The organism is Celerinatantimonas marina, assembly GCF_046054165.1.
Taxonomy (GTDB): Bacteria; Pseudomonadota; Gammaproteobacteria; order Enterobacterales; family Celerinatantimonadaceae; genus Celerinatantimonas.
Genome location: NZ_JBFNXK010000029.1, coordinates 1 through 14,246, shown reverse-complemented (window position 1 = coordinate 14,246; position 14,246 = coordinate 1). Strand labels below are relative to the sequence as shown.

The window sequence follows — 14,246 nt, the reverse complement described above, 5'->3', positions numbered from 1 at the left end:
CCAAATTGTTCTTCAGCCCAATCATTATTGCTTTTTATCATTTCAGGTATCCTCAACTAAGCCCATCCGTTGAAGCTATGATCGTGAAGCAAGAATTTAGTTCAAAAAAAGTCCCTCACATCATGTGAGGGACTTCTGTATAAAAGACAGCTTCATTGAAGTGGTTTTTTTGTGCCGGTGTTATTTGAATGGCTATATGCCAGAAAAGAATATTTCAGATGGATTTTTCATTAAATTTCTATCAATAAATTATAACTATTTGTTCTAAATATTCTCTATTCTTCTAGCTCACAGGAATAAACAATCCTGTATAATTTTTTTCACGTTAGTAACGATCCCTGTTATCTGATGAAGCGATTTGATTTAAAAAATTCCGTTATCATTAATGAATGAACCGAATGTTATTGGGATCTGAAATTCAAATAAAAACAATATTATTTTTATTTGGAATGGTTGAATTAGTTATTTTAAGAGCAGCCAGAGAGCTGGCAAAGAGGTTAAGTCAAACATGGGCAAACAAGTTATATCAGATGATCATTTGACGCATTTAAAAGCACTTGAAGCAGAAAGTATTCATATCATCCGCGAGGTTGCTGCTGAGTTTGATAATCCAGTTATGCTTTACTCCATTGGTAAAGATTCTCAGGTCATGCTCCATTTAGCTCGAAAAGCGTTCTATCCAGGAAAAATTCCATTCCCGTTATTGCATGTGGATACAAACTGGAAGTTTCGGGAGATGATCCAATTCCGGGATCGAATGGCTAAAGAACTGGGGTTTGAACTGTTGGTTTATAAAAACCCGGAAGGCATGGCCATGGGGATGAACCCATTTACATTTGGCAGTGCTAAGCATACTGATGTCATGAAAACTCAAGCGTTGAAACAGGCGTTGGATAAATACCAGTTTGATGCGGCGTTTGGTGGTGCCCGTCGGGATGAAGAAAAATCGCGAGCGAAAGAACGAGTTTATTCTTTCCGTGACAAACATCATCGTTGGGATCCTAAAAACCAGCGTCCAGAATTATGGCATACCTATAATGCGCGTGTTGATCCCGGCGAAAGTATTCGTGTATTTCCATTGTCAAACTGGACTGAACTCGATATTTGGCAATATATCTATCTGGAAAATATCGACATTGTTCCATTGTATAAAGCGGCTGTGCGACCCGTGGTTTGGCGTGATGGGGCTTGGATCATGGTCGATGATGAACGGATGCCGGTTGAAAAAGATGAAATCCAGCAAAAAATGGTGCGGTTCCGTACGCTTGGTTGTTACCCGTTAACCGGAGCGGTGGAATCCAGTGCGACAACACTTCCGGAAATTATTCAGGAGATGCTGCTGACCAAGACCTCCGAACGTCAGGGGCGGGTAATCGATCGGGATAGTACCGGTTCGATGGAAAAGAAAAAAATGGAAGGTTATTTCTAAACGGGCTTATCAATTTTAGAGCCGATGACCAAACCACAGAATTTATAGCAGAGAGTTTTTATGTCGCATCAATCAAATTTAATTGCCGATGATATTCACGGATATCTTAAACAACATGAACACAAACAACTACTGCGGTTTTTAACCTGCGGGAGTGTTGATGATGGGAAAAGTACCCTGATCGGGCGGCTATTGCACGATTCTAAGATGATTTTTGAAGATCAATTAGCCGCGATTAAAAAAGATTCTAAACGGTTTAATACCACCGAGGGTGAATTTGATTTGGCGTTGTTAGTCGATGGCTTGCAGTCTGAGCGTGAACAGGGAATTACCATCGATGTCGCCTATCGTTATTTCTCGACAGATAAACGCAAATTTATTATTGCCGACACTCCCGGACATGAACAGTACACTCGTAATATGGCAACGGGGGCCTCAAATTGTGAACTGGCCATTGTAATGATTGATGCCCGGCATGGTGTGCAGGTTCAGACCCGCCGACATAGCTTCATTGTTTCAGAGCTGGGAATTAAACAAATCATTGTTGCCATTAACAAAATGGATTTGGTCGATTTCGATGAACAACGGTTTCAGAAAATCGAGCAGGATTATCGAGAATTTGCGAAAAAATTAAAAATTGAAACCATCCATTTCGTGCCGATTTCAGCTTTGGAAGGTGACAATGTGGTCAACCGTAGCGATCGGACACCTTGGTATCAGGGACCAACATTGATGGAGCAGTTGGAATCAGCTCCGATTACTTCGGGGTTAAACCTGAGTGATTTTCGTTTCCCGGTACAGTATGTGAATCGTCCGAATTTGGATTTTCGCGGGTTTGCCGGAACGATCACCAGTGGTAGTGTTTCGGTTGGCGATACTATCACGGTTCTACCCGCTGGAACGGTGGCAAAAGTTGAACGCATTGTCACGTTTGATGGCGATTTAGAGCGCGCTTTCGCACCGATGGCCGTGACTCTGACACTGGATAAAGAAATTGATGTTTCCCGGGGCGATATGATTGTTCATAGTGACAATCTGCCTCAGGTCGCCGATGCAGTTACGGCTCACGTAGTTTGGATGGCCGATGCCCCTTTGCTAGTGTCGAAAGAGTATATCTTTAAATTAGCGACTAAGAGTACGACAGGACAGATCCGTCATATTGATGCCAAAATTGATGTGAATACGCTGGAAGAAGAAAGTGCTGAAAGTCTACAGTTGAATGAGATTGGTCGGGTTGCGGTACAGTTTACGGAATCAGTGGTATTCGATCAGTATGATAAAGCGCGTGATACCGGCTCATTTATCATCATTGATCGACTGAGTAATGTGACGGTTGGTGCTGGAATGATCCAGTCAGCGGCCACGAATTTAAATGCGGCATCATCCCAGTTTAGTGCATTTGAACTGGAGCTGAATGCGCTGATCCGCAAACACTTCCCGCACTGGGAAGCCAAAGATATATCGGCCTTAAAATGAGCCCGTTGTCGGCGCCGGCGATTGCCGTGCTTGTGATATTTGGCGCTACTTTGGTAGCGCTTATCCGCTTTCAACGGCGTCCTGCTACCGTTTTTGCCCTCGTGCTATTAGCACTTTATGTCGGGAACCTCGTCACCACGGAGCAGCTTTTGGCTAGCTTCAGTAATCCTGGATTGATTACTCTGACCTTATTAGTTTTATGTTCTCTGGCCTTGGAGAAAACAAAAATTTTAAGGGTGTTGGCCACATTTATTCTACGTCCCTCGTTGAATATGAGTGGGTTCAGGTTATTTTCCTCAGTTGCGTTAGCCTCGGCTATTTTAAACAATACGGCGGTAGTTGCTACGTTGATGGCCCCGGTCCGGAATAATCCTTATCATGCGCCCAGTAAATTACTTTTGCCGCTGTCTTATGCGGCCATTCTTGGGGGAACGTTAACGCTGGTGGGAACATCGACGAATCTTATCGTCAGCAGTATGTATCGTAGTGTTGGTGGACCCGGATTACACTTTTTTGATTTTACCTTGATAGGTATCGTATTAGTGATTACTTGTGGGATTACTTTACGATTGACCTTGCGCTGGTTACCAGAGCGTCCTGTTGAACCGAATCATTACAAAAGTTACCTGATCGATACTCAGGTGGCTGATGAGTCCCCACTCATTGGTCGCAGTTTGGAAGCTAACGGATTACGGCATCTGGAATCACTGTTTGTGGCCGAATTAGTTCGGAATAAAAAATTGATTAGTCCGGTGCACCCGGGAGAAGTGATTCAGGCTGGAGACCGACTGATCTTTAGTGGTGACGTCACGAAAGTAAACCAACTACGTCAATTTTCAGGACTCAATACGTTTGCGGATAGCAATGGGTTGTTGGGGTCTAATTTAACCGAAGTAGTGGTTCGTCCGGATAGTGTGCTTTTGGGTAAGACATTAAAATCGGTGAATTTTCGATCTCGGTTTGATGCTGCGGTAGTTGCGATCCGTCGGGATGGTAGCCCAGTATCAGGAAAACTGGGGGAAGTGGTTCTGGAAAGTGGTGACTTTCTGGTATTAGCCGTGGGCCCAGATTTTACCAATCGGGATAATTTGGTTAAAAATTTTATTCATATTAGTGGGGTTGCTATTACCCGGCATTTAACTGGATGGCGTGAATATTTAGCGGTTGGCGGTTTTTTGTTGGCTGTTGCACTGGCGGCGGTTGGGATGATCCCATTATTAAAAGGGCTGGTCGTATTACTGGCGGCGTTAGTCTTTAGTGGCTGTTTGACCGTGAATGAGATTGTGCGGCGTTTCCCGCGTGAGCTATGGCTGATTGTCGCATCAGCATTATTGTTGTCGCAAGCTTTAGACAATAGCGGTTTAACGGGTTATTTATCTGAGCTGTTAAAACCATTTGGGGTGAAAGGTTATGGTTGGCTGATGATCGCTGTTTTATATGGCATTACCTGGCTATTAACCGAATTAATCACTAATAATGCGGCGGCCGCTTTAATGTTCCCGTTTGCTTGGGGAATTGCTCAGGCGGCGGGAATGAACCCGATCGGTCCGTTAATGGTGGTTGCTTATGCGGCGAGTGCTAGTTTTATTAGCCCTTATGGCTATCAAACTAACCTGATGGTTTATAACGCCGGGCATTATCGGTTAACTGATTTTATGAAAGTCGGGGGGCCCATCGCTATTATTTATGCTGCGGTTGTGATTGGTTTAGTTCCTTTAGTTTTTTCTTTGCATGGATAGTTTTACGATGACGCAAATAAGTAGTGATGTAGTATGGCACCAAGGGAGTGTCAGTTACCTTGAACGCCAACAGTTGAATCAGCATAAGCCGGTATTACTGTGGTATACCGGGTTGAGTGGTTCCGGGAAATCAACGATTGCCAATGCGGTTGACCGACTGTTATTTGAGCGCCATGTCCATAGTTATGTGTTGGATGGTGATAATGTTCGTCATGGTTTAAATGGTGATTTAGGATTTAGTGATCTGGATCGGATTGAAAATATCCGGCGTATTTCTGAAGTGGCTAAACTGATGCTGGATGCAGGGCTGGTGGTGAGTACAGCGTTTATTAGCCCATTTATTAGTGATCGGGAACAGGCGCGTCAACTCGTCGGCCCTGAGTATTTTGTTGAAGTGTTTGTGGATACACCCTTATCGGTATGTGAGCAGCGGGATCCTAAAGGGCTTTATCAAAAAGCACGGGCGGGGGAAATCAAGAATTTTACCGGCATTGATTCGGCCTATCAGCCACCGGAAAACCCGGGTATTCATTTAAAAACAGCGCAGCAAGATGTGACTCAATGTGCCCAGCAGGTCATTGATACACTGCTGAAACTAAGGATTTTTAATTGAGTTATATTGATATATTTAATGGGGATGCTGATGGCATTATGGCGTTACTGCAACTGCGCCATGCAGATCCTCGTGAGAGCATCTTGGTTACCGGAGTTAAACGAGACATTAAGTTGCTGGAACAGGTCTCTGTGCAGCCCGGTGATATGTTGACCGTGTTGGATATATCATTGAAGTCGAATCATGATGCGCTGGAGCGGGTTTTGGCTGAAGGGGCTCAGGTCACTTATTTCGATCATCATGCGGCAGGTGATATTCCGGATCATTCCGGATTGATCACCCGGATCGATCCGGCTCCCGAAGTTTGTACCAGTTTAATCGTGGATCGGTATTTAAATGGTCGTTATCGGGAATGGGCGATTGCGGCTGCATTTGGCGATAATTTAGTGTCGACCGCCACCCAGTTGGCTGAAGATTCGGGGTTTGGAGAACATCAAATCGAGCAGCTTAAAACATTGGGAGTACTGGTTAATTATAATGGCTATGGTCATCATTTAGAGGATCTCCACGTGCATCCAGCGAAGTTGTACCGTCAATTGAGTCGTTATCATTCTCCGTTTGATTTGATTCGTGAATCTGAGTCCGTATTCACTCACCTTGAACAAGCTTATCAGCAAGATATGCAGTGTGTGAAGCAGTTGCGTCCTTATGCTGAGAATGATGTGGCTCGGATGTATATTCTTCCTCATCAGGCTTGGAGCCGACGGGTCAGTGGAGTTTATAGTAATCAATTGGCGAATGAAGAGCCCACGAGAGCAAATGCAGTGGTCACCGATAACGGGGATGAAACCTATACGATTAGTGTACGAGCTCCGTTAGCGAACCGTCAGGGAGCAAATGCTATTTGCAGCCAGTTTCCTAGCGGGGGCGGGCGAGAAGCGGCCGCTGGTGTTAATCAGTTACCTTTTGATCAACTTGAGTATTTTTGGTCCGTATTCAGTGCTTATTATCAGTAATGGTTCCATCACGGTAGACTGGGCGTCGTGGATTGCCCAGTCTATTTAGTTTTATTTTATCTGCAATAATGCCTTATCTTTTTCTAGAATTTTAGGACCGATTCCTTTTACGTGGCTTAGCTCCGACACTGATTTAAAATCGCCATGCTGTTTTCGATATGCAATGATTGCTTTGGCTTTATTCGGACCGATCCCCGGAAGTTGGGTCAGTTCAGCTGCATTGGCATGATTGATATTGATCGTGGGGCTTTTAGGAGTCGGTGTCGCTGCAAAACTATGTAAACCTACACTCAGTAATACTGAACCTAATAATATTCGCCAATTCCGTTTAAACATCTTACCTCCTCAATAAAACAGAATAGTGATATGACTGGAGACTACTAATATTGACAGGTTAAATTGAGTCCATATTAGTCAGATTACCCATGGATAATCTGAGGGTATCATATCGGAAAAATCATTTATTAACAAATATATCAATATGAGTAATGGTGATTCTCTACTGTTTGAAAAAGTGAATACTGGATATTAATCCAGTGTCAGTTTAAGCTATTGACAGATTTTGATGTGTGAGAGGGTTGCCTGTGATAGGAAGGCTCCGAGGAATATTAGAAGAAAAACAACCTCCCTTTGTATTATTGGATGTTTCAGGGGTTGGATATGAGTTGCAGCTTCCCATGAGTTGCTTTTATCAACTACCGGAAATTGGTGAAACGGTCACTTTAATCACTCATTTTGTGGTTAGAGAGGACGCACAACTGCTGTATGGTTTTCATGATCATGCTTCTCGAAGTCTATTCCGAGAACTTATTAAGGTGAATGGGATTGGGCCGAAAGTAGCACTCGCTATTTTATCTGGGCTGAATGTTGAACAATTTGTACAGGCTGTGAATGCAGAGGATCTGACCAGTTTGACTAAAATTCCTGGAGTTGGGAAAAAAACAGCTGAGCGATTATTGATTGAAATGAAAGATCGACTTAAGCATTGGGCTGTGGAGCTGCCTTCAGTCTCGAGTGTTGATCCGGCTTTGCAGTTGGATATGCAACATCCGATTCAGGAGCAGATTTCCCCAGTTGAAGAAGCGATCGCTGCGTTGATCGCATTAGGCTATAAACCAGTGATGGCCGAAAAAGCGATTCAGAAAATTGCGCGGGATTACCAGAGCAGTGAAGAACTCATTCGGCATGCGCTCAAGGCCATGGTGTCTTAATTTTCTTAAGGGATTAAATCATGATTGAAGCAGATCGCCTGATAAGTGCCAGTTCTAAAAATGAAGAAGAACTGATTGATCGGGCTATGCGGCCTAAAACATTGGCCGAGTATACCGGACAGCAGGTCGTGTGTGAGCAGTTGGAGATTTTTATTGAAGCGGCTCGCAGACGTAATGATGCATTAGACCATCTGCTCGTTTTTGGACCTCCAGGTTTGGGTAAAACGACGTTGGCGAATATCGTCGCGAATGAAATGGGCGTGAACATTAAGACAACTTCTGGCCCAGTATTGGAAAAAGCGGGTGATTTGGCGGCGTTATTAACGAATCTTGAACCGGGTGATGTCCTATTCATTGATGAGATTCATCGCTTGAGCGCGGTGGTTGAAGAGGTTTTGTATCCGGCGATGGAAGACTATCAGTTGGATATTATGATTGGTGAAGGGCCTGCCGCTCGTTCAATTAAATTGGATTTGCCGCCCTTTACATTGATTGGTGCAACCACTCGGGCCGGAATGCTGACCTCACCGCTACGGGATCGGTTCGGTATTGTGCAGCGACTGGAATTTTATAATACGGCTGATTTGACCCAAATTGTGACTCGTAGTGCTGAGTTCTTAAATATGTCGATGAGTGAGGATGGCGCCGTTGAGATCGCCAGACGTTCCCGTGGAACCCCGCGAATTGCCAACCGTCTTCTGCGAAGGGTCCGTGATTTTGCCGATGTTCGGCATAATGGCTATGTGGATAGTCAGGTTGCCGCCGAAGCATTGGAGATGCTCCATGTCGATGAAGTTGGTTTTGATTACATGGATACGAAGTTGCTTTCATCTATGATTGAACGATTTGATGGTGGGCCTGTCGGATTAGATAATATAGCGGCTGCGATTGGCGAAGATAAAGAAACAATAGAAGATGTTTTGGAGCCTTATTTAATCCAGCAGGGGTATTTACAGCGCACCCCCAGAGGACGTATTGCGACGGATAAGGCTTTTATCCATTTTGGGAAAATTCGCTCTGATTTAAAATAAGTATTTTCCCTATCCTTACAAAAATAAGCGTTTCAGTTATAGTAAGGCCTGTTATCGTGAAATAAGGTTGTTTGTGTAATCTCATGACACAGCTTAATATCAGAATTTATTATGAAGATACCGATGCTGGCGGTATCGTTTATCATGCCAATCATCTCAAATACATGGAACGAGGACGGACGGAATGGCTGCGTGAGTTAGGGCTTGAGCAAGATCAGCTCATGGCTCAGAATATTGCTTTTGTTGCATCTGAAGTGGCGATTAAATATGTTCATCCAGCACGTTTTAATCAATTAATCACTGTAACCACTGAGGTTGCTAAGATGCGGCGGGTTGGTATGCTATTTAAGCAGGAGATCCATGATCAAGATGGTCAGCTTATTGCTTCAGCCGATGTCACGATTGCGGCTGTTGATCCAACATCAATGAAGTTAATCCCGATCCCACTACCTATTAAAGAGGTCATTGAGCGTGCACTCTGAAATTTCAATTATAGGACTCTTTCTTCAGGCAAGTATCTTAGTCAAGTTGGTGATGCTGATTTTGCTTTCTATGTCTGTTTTCTCATGGGCTGCAATTTTTAGCCGTCGTCGATTATTAAAAATATCGGCTCAGGCAGCCAAAAAGTTTGAAAGTAAATTTTGGTCGGGAATCGATCTGAATAATCTTTATCAGGAAAGCCATGCTCGAGCGGATTCACTACGGGGAATGGAACAAATATTCCATAGTGGATTTAAAGAGTATGTCCGCCTACTAAAAGGCGGACAGCGTCATCCGGATGCCGTCATGGATGGAACTTATCGGGCGATGCGAGTGTCTTTATCCCGTGAGCTGGAAGTTTTAGAAACGCAGTTACCGATGTTAGCGACGATTGGCTCGATCAGCCCTTATATTGGTTTATTTGGTACTGTTTGGGGAATTATGAGTGCGTTTGTCGCTTTGGGGGGCGTACAGCAAGCCACTTTATCGATGGTTGCACCGGGGATTGCAGAGGCCTTGATTGCAACGGCAATGGGGTTATTTGCAGCCATTCCGGCCGTAATTGCCTATAACCGTTTTAATACTCAGATCGCTCGTTTGGAAAACGCGTATTCGAATTTTATGGATGAGTTTTACGGGATATTACATCGCCAGACTTATAACCAGCCTCGAGGTGAATCGTGAGGACGCCAATGCCGGGTCATCGCCCCAGACGTAAACTGGTCGCTGAAATTAACGTGGTCCCTTATATCGACGTGATGTTGGTGTTGCTGATTATTTTTATGGTGACAGCCCCATTAATTACTCAGGGGGTTAAGGTCGACTTACCCCAAGCCGCTTCACAACCATTACCTAAAGATAGCAAACCGCCGTTAGTGGCTACAGTGGATGAACAGGGGCACTATTATTTGGATGACGGAAATGGGAGTGCTCAGGATGTTCTGAGTCCTGCCCAGATAGTGACACGTGTTAGGGCTGAATTGGAGATTGATAAAAATCGTCCGGTTGTGGTTCGGGGGGATAAAAATGTTCGCTACGATCAGGTTGTAACGTTGTTGCAACTGTTGAGTCAGCAGGCGGGTGTCCCTTCGGTGGGATTGATGACTCAGCCACCTGAAAATCAGTAGACAGGAATTCGCAGTTTGAAATCGACATATCGCTTATATATTGTTATCTCGGTAGTGCTGCATGGGCTGTTGATCGCTGCATTTTCGCTATCTTTTGACTGGACGCACCTTGAGAAGCAGGCCTCTGCGGCGCCATCGGAGCCTATTATTCAAGCCACTGCGGTATCCCAACAGCAGGTAGAACAGCAGGTAGAACAACTAAAAAATCAGCGGCGTCAGCAAGAGCAGGAAGCCAAACGGCGTTTAGATGAGTTGCGTCGTCAGCAAGAGGCGGCTGAAAAGCAAAAAATTGCAGAACAGCAACAACTTAAAAAATTGGAATTACAACGGCAGCAACAAGAAGCGGCTCGCAAAAAAGCCGAATTACAGCGTAAGTTAGCAGAGCAACAAGCCAAGGCGGCTGCGCAGCAACGCGCGAAAGAAGAAAAGGCTCGCCAGGTTGCAGAAGCCCAACGTAAAGCAGCACAAGAAGCTGCGCAGAAGGCTGAGGCTGAACAAAAAGCGCGAGAAGAAGCTGCTCGAAAAGCCGAGGCTGAACGTAAAGCGAAAGAAGCCGCATTGGCGAAGGCTCGTCAGGAAGCGGAAGAGGCTAAACGTAAGCAACAGGCAGAACAACAGTTATTAGCCGATATGAAAGCTGAACAGTTAGCTCAGAAAAATCGTCAGGTGATGAGTGAGGTTCAAAAGTATCAGGCCATGATCACTTCGGCGATTCAGCGTAATGTGATCCTGGATGATTCATTAAAAGGGAAAACTTGTAGTCTGACGATTAAAGTTGCATCAAGTGGGCTCATTCTATCGGTTAGTCATTCGAATGGGGACCCGCAGGCTTGCCGAGCTGCTCAGGCTGCAGTCTGGAAAACTCAGCAAGTTCCGGTGTCAAAAGATCCGGATGTGTTTGAAAAAATGAAAGTTTTGAATATGACTCTGAAACCTGGTGGTTAAATGATGAAATTAGTGAAATTTCTGGTCCTGTGCGCGCTGTTGATTTCGACCCGCAGCTTTGCCGCCTTAGATATTCTGATTACACAGGGGGTTGATTCTGCAAGACCTGTTGCAGTGGTTCCGTTTCAATGGCAGGGAAAAGGGAATTTACCGGTTGATATTAGTCAGATTATTACTAATGATTTGCGTCGGAGTGGTAAGTTTAACCCGATCAAAGTGGCTAGCATGCCTCAGACTCCGAGCTCTGTACAAGATGTCAATAGTGAATCTTGGGCTTCATTAGGTGTTGAAGGGGTGTTGATTGGGACCATTAGTCAGCCCGAACCGGATCGATATCTGGTTAGTTATTCGTTAGTTGATGTGCTGCAAGGTCAGATGGGAAGCGACAGTCAATTGCAGAATGGGCAATTAGTTAAGTCGTCGCAGCATGTGCTGTTAAGCCGCAATGGGACCGTTACGGCAGCGCAGATGCGTCAGTACGCCCACTTGATTTCCGATCATGTTTATCAGGCTTTAACCGGAGAACGAGGGGCTTTCTTAACGCGTATTGCCTATGTTGTGTTTAATCCCAAAGCCACTTATCCCTATCAACTGCGAATTTCAGATTATGATGGCTATAACGAACGAGTTCTATTGCGTTCTCAGCAGCCGATTTTATCGCCAGCATGGTCTCCTGATGGTAAACAGTTAGCCTATGTCAGTATGGAAAATCGACGACTAGATATTTACATTCAGGATCTGCATGCTGTGAATGGACAACCTCCAAAACGGATTCGGCTTCCTCATTATCCGGGAATTAACAGTGCTCCCGCGTGGTCCCCTGATGGGCGCAAAATGGCTTTAGTTTTGTCAAAAGATGGTCAGCCTGAAGTTTATATCGAGGATCTGGCGAGTGGTAAATTGAAACGGGTCACAAATAGTCGCCGTATTGATACCGAACCCACTTGGTCTCATGATGGTCAATATGTCTATTTTTCATCCGAAAGAGGTGGTAATCCACAGATCTACCGTTATGCTGTGGATAGCCAGAAAATTACTCGCGTAAGCTGGGATGGGGATATGAATTTGGGCGCTGAAGTGGCTCCGGATGATCAATCTATTGTGATGGTTAACCGAACCAATGGTGAATATCGGATTGCCCGTCAGGATTTAAAAACAGGCTATTTACAGGTATTGACACAGACGTCGCTTGATGAATCACCAAGTATTGCTCCAAATGGCAGTATGATTATTTACAGTACGATTGAACATGGTAAACAGGTGTTAGCTTTGGTTTCTACCGATGGTCGGTTTAAAGCGACGTTACCAGCCCGGGATGGTGATGTTAAGGCTCCGGCATGGTCGCCATTTTTAAACTAATGAATACCGTAACTTTCTACATCAATAAGGAAAATTTGAATGCAAGTAAGTAGCAATTTAAAAGGTGTGCTGATCGCTGTTGTGTTGGGGGCATTAAGTGCCTGTAGTATGAACCATAGCAAATCAGCTAATGACGGAAATGTACAAGTGACTGGTGGCGAAACAGCCAGCCAGCAGGCTGCCAATTCCGGACAGAATGGTTCAAATGTTGAAGTGGGGTCCGCCGATCAGGTGCTGTCACTTCAGGAACAAAAGCAGCAACAACTCGACGCTTTAAAACAGAACCAAACTATTTACTTTGAATTTGATAAATCTGAAATCCGTAATGAATTTGTGCAGTTATTGGAAGAGCATGCGGCATTTTTACGTAACCATCCGGATGTCCATGTTTTGATCGAAGGTCATACAGACGAACGCGGAACACCAGAATATAATATCGCATTAGGAGAACGCCGAGCCAAAGCTGTTGTTCAATACTTGGAAAGCTTAGGTGTTTCTGCTGATCAAATTTCAACAATTAGTTATGGTGAAGAAAAACCGGTAGATAATTCTCATACCCCCGCAGGGATGGCAAAAAATCGCCGGGCCGTCTTAGTTTATTGAGAACATCATGAGATTACTTAAAGTGTCAGCGGTTGCCATAGCAGCCGCCTTCGGGATGAATGTTAGTTTTGCTGATGTGCCTGTAACGGATTTATCGATTGTCGGGCAATCTGAGCCTGCGCCTGTAACTCTGACCGCAGGTGAAAGTTCTCCAGCGGTTGCCGCGATTAATTCAAGTGCTATTTCGGCGACTTCAGCTCAGCCGAACACAAGCCAGTCTGTTCCGGCTCCTCAGGCGACGGTATTACCACCACAGCCCAAATTTGATGATACTTCGCATATGACCGTGCAGCAGCGGATTGAGCGTTTAGAACGGATGTTCAATGCTCGTAGCGAGTCTTCATTGGCGATTCGGCAGCAGTTGGCTCAATTAGCCGATGAATTTGCTGATCTGAACGGAAAAATCGAACAGCAGCGACATCAAATAGAGCAGATTGTGCAGCGTGAGCGGGATTTATATCAGGAAATGGATCGCCGATTTGCGCAGTTGCAGACGAATGGGACTGCATCAACGGATTCTTCGAGCCATTCAACGACACTCGAGCCTGTTGCCCCGGCAGGTAATGAGCAAGCTGATTATGATAAAGCTGTGAAGTTGGTGATGCAGGATCGACAGTTTGCGAAGGCTATTCCGGCTTTTGAAACTTTTTTAACCCAATATCCTCAGTCGCAATATGTGCCGAATGCACACTATTGGCTCGGTCAGTTGCAGTATACTCAGGGTCAACAGGATAAAGCTGCGGAACAGTTTAAAGCGGTGATTGATCAGTTTCCCAAATCGAGTAAGGTTCCTGAATCGCTGATGAAATTGGGGCAATTAGCGTTGCAGCAACAGCATACGGATGAAGCGAAGCAGTATTTTACACAGCTAGTAACTCGTTTCCCGGATAGTAGTGCAGCGAGATTGGCAAAAACGCAGTTAACCCAATTAAATAAATAATAGAATTGTGGCCGTGTCGGTTGGTTGAATTTTTGTGCTAAATTTCTCCGAATCGTAAATACTTGTTTATTTGCTAAGCAATCAACTCAAAAGATAAAAAATTCGGTTGCACATCAGCGTGAAATAAGTATTATAGGCCGCCGTTGAGACATGAACGGGTCGTTAGCTCAGTTGGTAGAGCAGTTGACTTTTAATCAATTGGTCGCAAGTTCGAATCTTGCACGACCCACCATTCTCTCAATACATTCAGTAATCTCTAAGGGTCGTTAGCTCAGTTGGTAGAGCAGTTGACTTTTAATCAATTGGTCGCAAGTTCGAATCTTGCACGACCCACCAT

The 14,246-nt window shown here is 44.6% G+C and carries 15 protein-coding genes and 2 tRNA genes; 16 read left to right on the top strand and 1 reads right to left on the bottom strand.

What is annotated here, in order from left to right; genetic code table 11:
- The first annotated feature begins 508 nt into the window (after nucleotides 1-508).
- The 5 genes from cysD to ABUE20_RS19085 are packed head-to-tail and all read left to right on the top strand — an operon-like array spanning nucleotide 509 to nucleotide 6,213.
- The gene (cysD, locus tag ABUE20_RS19105) at nucleotides 509-1,429 is read left to right on the top strand and encodes a sulfate adenylyltransferase subunit CysD (RefSeq protein WP_408621563.1); all 921 of its coding nucleotides are present in this window, start codon (nucleotides 509-511) and stop codon (nucleotides 1,427-1,429) included.
- Between the two features lie 60 nt (nucleotides 1,430-1,489).
- Complete coding sequence (gene cysN, locus ABUE20_RS19100; RefSeq protein WP_408621562.1) at nucleotides 1,490-2,905, top strand: sulfate adenylyltransferase subunit CysN; 1,416 nt, start codon at nucleotides 1,490-1,492, stop codon at nucleotides 2,903-2,905.
- A gap of 5 nt (nucleotides 2,906-2,910) precedes the next feature.
- On the top strand, nucleotides 2,911-4,644 hold the full coding sequence (locus ABUE20_RS19095; RefSeq protein ID WP_408621565.1) for an SLC13 family permease: 1,734 nt from the start codon (nucleotides 2,911-2,913) through the stop codon (nucleotides 4,642-4,644).
- A gap of 7 nt (nucleotides 4,645-4,651) precedes the next feature.
- On the top strand, nucleotides 4,652-5,257 hold the full coding sequence (cysC, locus tag ABUE20_RS19090) for an adenylyl-sulfate kinase (RefSeq protein ID WP_408621561.1): 606 nt from the start codon (nucleotides 4,652-4,654) through the stop codon (nucleotides 5,255-5,257).
- 38 nt (nucleotides 5,258-5,295) lie between these two features.
- Entirely contained in the window at nucleotides 5,296-6,213 is a 918-nt protein-coding gene (locus ABUE20_RS19085; protein WP_408621564.1) for a DHH family phosphoesterase, read from the top strand.
- A gap of 51 nt (nucleotides 6,214-6,264) precedes the next feature.
- Here ABUE20_RS19085 and ABUE20_RS19080 read toward each other — a convergent pair whose 3' ends face one another.
- Nucleotides 6,265-6,549 (bottom strand): ComEA family DNA-binding protein, encoded by a 285-nt coding sequence (locus ABUE20_RS19080; RefSeq protein ID WP_408621560.1) that lies wholly within the window; start codon nucleotides 6,547-6,549, stop codon nucleotides 6,265-6,267.
- A gap of 248 nt (nucleotides 6,550-6,797) precedes the next feature.
- Here ABUE20_RS19080 and ruvA point away from each other — a divergent pair, with 248 nt between their 5' ends.
- The 11 genes from ruvA (at nucleotide 6,798) to ABUE20_RS19025 (ending at nucleotide 14,245) form a co-directional block, all read left to right on the top strand.
- Nucleotides 6,798-7,424, top strand: coding sequence for a Holliday junction branch migration protein RuvA (gene ruvA, locus ABUE20_RS19075; RefSeq protein WP_408621559.1), 627 nt, complete (start codon nucleotides 6,798-6,800; stop codon nucleotides 7,422-7,424).
- A 20-nt stretch (nucleotides 7,425-7,444) separates the two neighbouring features.
- Entirely contained in the window at nucleotides 7,445-8,455 is a 1,011-nt protein-coding gene (gene ruvB, locus ABUE20_RS19070; protein WP_408621558.1) for a Holliday junction branch migration DNA helicase RuvB, read from the top strand.
- An 83-nt stretch (nucleotides 8,456-8,538) separates the two neighbouring features.
- Nucleotides 8,539-8,937 (top strand): tol-pal system-associated acyl-CoA thioesterase, encoded by a 399-nt coding sequence (ybgC, locus tag ABUE20_RS19065; protein WP_408621557.1) that lies wholly within the window; start codon nucleotides 8,539-8,541, stop codon nucleotides 8,935-8,937.
- Nucleotides 8,927-9,619, top strand: coding sequence for a protein TolQ (gene tolQ, locus ABUE20_RS19060; protein ID WP_408621556.1), 693 nt, complete (start codon nucleotides 8,927-8,929; stop codon nucleotides 9,617-9,619). The genes ybgC and tolQ overlap by 11 nt, the downstream gene beginning before the upstream one ends.
- Nucleotides 9,620-9,627: 8 nt before the next feature.
- Nucleotides 9,628-10,062, top strand: a complete 435-nt coding sequence (gene tolR / locus ABUE20_RS19055; RefSeq protein ID WP_408621555.1) for a protein TolR — start codon at nucleotides 9,628-9,630, stop codon at nucleotides 10,060-10,062.
- Between the two features lie 15 nt (nucleotides 10,063-10,077).
- Nucleotides 10,078-11,007, top strand: a complete 930-nt coding sequence (gene tolA / locus ABUE20_RS19050) for a cell envelope integrity protein TolA (protein ID WP_408621554.1) — start codon at nucleotides 10,078-10,080, stop codon at nucleotides 11,005-11,007.
- Complete coding sequence (gene tolB, locus ABUE20_RS19045) at nucleotides 11,008-12,366, top strand: Tol-Pal system beta propeller repeat protein TolB (RefSeq protein WP_408621553.1); 1,359 nt, start codon at nucleotides 11,008-11,010, stop codon at nucleotides 12,364-12,366.
- A gap of 39 nt (nucleotides 12,367-12,405) precedes the next feature.
- Nucleotides 12,406-12,969, top strand: a complete 564-nt coding sequence (gene pal / locus ABUE20_RS19040; RefSeq protein WP_408621552.1) for a peptidoglycan-associated lipoprotein Pal — start codon at nucleotides 12,406-12,408, stop codon at nucleotides 12,967-12,969.
- Between the two features lie 7 nt (nucleotides 12,970-12,976).
- Nucleotides 12,977-13,909: a tol-pal system protein YbgF gene (gene ybgF, locus ABUE20_RS19035; protein ID WP_408621551.1), complete on the top strand. Its 933-nt coding sequence runs from the start codon at nucleotides 12,977-12,979 to the stop codon at nucleotides 13,907-13,909.
- Nucleotides 13,910-14,065: 156 nt separating this feature from the next.
- Nucleotides 14,066-14,141, top strand: a tRNA-Lys gene (locus ABUE20_RS19030).
- A 28-nt stretch (nucleotides 14,142-14,169) separates the two neighbouring features.
- Nucleotides 14,170-14,245: transfer RNA gene (locus ABUE20_RS19025), tRNA-Lys, on the top strand.
- The last annotated feature ends 1 nt before the right edge of the window (nucleotide 14,246 follow it).

What these genes read in the sequence shown, in the direction of transcription:
- cysD (WP_408621563.1), top strand. Translation starts at nt 509, where the DNA reads ATGGGCAAACAAGTTATATCAGATGATCATTTGACGCATTTAAAAGCA.
- cysN (WP_408621562.1), top strand. Translation starts at nt 1,490, where the DNA reads ATGTCGCATCAATCAAATTTAATTGCCGATGATATTCACGGATATCTT.
- cysC (WP_408621561.1), top strand. Translation starts at nt 4,652, where the DNA reads ATGACGCAAATAAGTAGTGATGTAGTATGGCACCAAGGGAGTGTCAGT.
- ABUE20_RS19085 (WP_408621564.1), top strand. Translation starts at nt 5,296, where the DNA reads ATGGCGTTACTGCAACTGCGCCATGCAGATCCTCGTGAGAGCATCTTG.
- ABUE20_RS19080 (WP_408621560.1), bottom strand. Translation starts at nt 6,549, where the DNA reads ATGTTTAAACGGAATTGGCGAATATTATTAGGTTCAGTATTACTGAGT.
- ruvB (WP_408621558.1), top strand. Translation starts at nt 7,445, where the DNA reads ATGATTGAAGCAGATCGCCTGATAAGTGCCAGTTCTAAAAATGAAGAA.
- ybgC (WP_408621557.1), top strand. Translation starts at nt 8,539, where the DNA reads ATGACACAGCTTAATATCAGAATTTATTATGAAGATACCGATGCTGGC.
- tolR (WP_408621555.1), top strand. Translation starts at nt 9,628, where the DNA reads ATGCCGGGTCATCGCCCCAGACGTAAACTGGTCGCTGAAATTAACGTG.
- tolB (WP_408621553.1), top strand. Translation starts at nt 11,008, where the DNA reads ATGATGAAATTAGTGAAATTTCTGGTCCTGTGCGCGCTGTTGATTTCG.
- pal (WP_408621552.1), top strand. Translation starts at nt 12,406, where the DNA reads ATGCAAGTAAGTAGCAATTTAAAAGGTGTGCTGATCGCTGTTGTGTTG.
- ybgF (WP_408621551.1), top strand. Translation starts at nt 12,977, where the DNA reads ATGAGATTACTTAAAGTGTCAGCGGTTGCCATAGCAGCCGCCTTCGGG.